The sequence below is a fragment of the Nonomuraea sp. MG754425 genome (assembly GCF_021699195.1).
Taxonomy (GTDB): domain Bacteria; phylum Actinomycetota; class Actinomycetes; order Streptosporangiales; family Streptosporangiaceae; genus Nonomuraea.
The window spans coordinates 1-1,749 of sequence record NZ_SSXE01000428.1 but is presented as its reverse complement, the minus strand read 5'-3'; the positions used below and the strand labels follow the sequence as shown (position 1 = coordinate 1,749).

The window sequence follows — 1,749 nt, the reverse complement described above, 5'->3', positions numbered from 1 at the left end:
ACGTAAGGGCGGCTAACAGTGCTCTCATGGGGGTGGCCCTTCGCATATGGGGGTTGGCCAGACCATAAGATGTCGAGCAGATCGCCGCAATATTTCGACGAGATTGCGCAAAGAGATAACTTCGCCCATCCGGCGAATTCTCGATCTTCTCCCTGCTGAGGCCGCCGGGCTCGGCCCGCCACACCTTCCGGCAGCGTGCAAGGGCCGACGTCGGATGAGCGCAAGCAGCCGCAAGGCTTGCGCTCTTCGCTGCTCCGGCTTGCGCCGTCGGCTACCGGACGTCCGCCAGCGCCACGATCGTGGCGATCAGCGCGATCGGCCCCATGATGGCCGTGGACACCACGATCGCGCTGCTGCCGGGCAGCACGCGGGCGAGGACGCGCGAGGCCGTCCGCCGCGCCGCGCCCGCGCCGGGCAGCACGTACAGCCCCAGCGTGAACGCCCCGGCGGCCAGCGACTCCGCGTGGGCGGCGCTCAACAGGCCCGTCAGGTTCAGCAGGCCCCCCGCGACGATGCCGAACGCCAGCGACAGGAGCAGGTGGCCGATCGCCACGAGCGCCGCCCTGGTCAGCTCCGGCCGGGTCTCGGCGAGGTAGAAGTCGGCGACGCGCAGCGCCAGCGAGAGCGCCGCGACCACCAGCCCCATCGTGACCGGGGTGCCGACGGTCAGGGCCACCAGCGTGACGAGCACGAGCACGCCGACGAAGTCGCTGCCCTTCAGGAAGCGCCGCAGGTCGAAGGGCTCCTTCGACGCCGCCGGACGGCGCCGCCCGGGCTGCTCGTCCGGCTCATACGGCTCGCCGGCGAGTTGAAGCAGACCGACTCGAACGTGCCCGTGCCGAACGGCGGCGTGCCGGTCGCGGCGAAGAACACCGTCGAGGCCAGCGCGTGCACGTCGGCCGCCTGCGTGATGTGCGAGCCGCGGATGATCTCCGGCGCCAGGTAACCGGGCGTGCCGACGAACATCCCGCTCTGCGTCAGCCGGGCCGCGTCCACCAGGTGGGCGATGCCGAAGTCGATGACCAGCGGCTCGCCGTTCACCATCATCACGTTGGACGGCTTGAGGTCGCGGTGGATCACACCGGCCGCGTGGATGTCCACCAGCGCCTGGCACAATCCCTGGGCGAGCCTGATCACCGCGCGCGCGTCGAGCGGGCCCTCGGACAACACGGTGTCCTCCAGCGTGCGGCCCGGCGCGAAGCGGGTCACGACGTACGGCCGGGAGCCCGCCAGCTCGGCGTCGATCACCTCGGCGACGAACGCGCTGCGCACCCGCCGCATCGTCTCGACCTCACGGGCCAGCCGGTCACGCGCCTTGAGATCGGCGGCGACGTGCGGGTGCAGCACCTTGATCGCGACTTCGCGGCCGGCCGCGTCGAGACCGAGGTGGGCGACCCCCATGCCGCCCTCGCCGATCTTCCGAATCACGCGGTAAGGGCCGAGCTGCTCCTGCGTCTGAGCGGTCATTCCCGACGTCATCCTCCGTGGTTCCCCGTTTGTCCCGCGCGCGCCGTGCTCGCCTGCACACCGGCTCGGACATTGTCCCGCAGCACGGCCCCCTGAATTGCACAGTAAGCGAAGATCGGGGCGAGTGCGGCGCCTGTTTTCCAGCAGACGCCGCACGACGGACGGTCTCGCCGGGTTCAGACCTCTTCCACGCTGCTCGGCTCACGCCGGGACAGATCGATTCCGAGTTCCTCCGCGGCACGGAAGACGTCCTCGTCCGTGTCGCGCATCTCGATGGACATG

At 70.2% G+C, this 1,749-nt stretch carries 2 protein-coding genes; both read right to left on the bottom strand.

Annotated features, from left to right (window positions below; translation table 11 throughout):
* Window positions 1–271: 271 nt before the first annotated feature.
* Window positions 272–697, bottom strand: a complete 426-nt coding sequence (locus FAF44_RS53270; RefSeq protein ID WP_237111132.1) for a hypothetical protein — start codon at window positions 695–697, stop codon at window positions 272–274.
* Between the two features lie 20 nt (window positions 698–717).
* Window positions 718–1,467 (bottom strand): serine/threonine-protein kinase, encoded by a 750-nt coding sequence (locus tag FAF44_RS53265; RefSeq protein WP_237111131.1) that lies wholly within the window; start codon window positions 1,465–1,467, stop codon window positions 718–720.
* Between the last annotated feature and the right edge of the window lie 282 nt (window positions 1,468–1,749).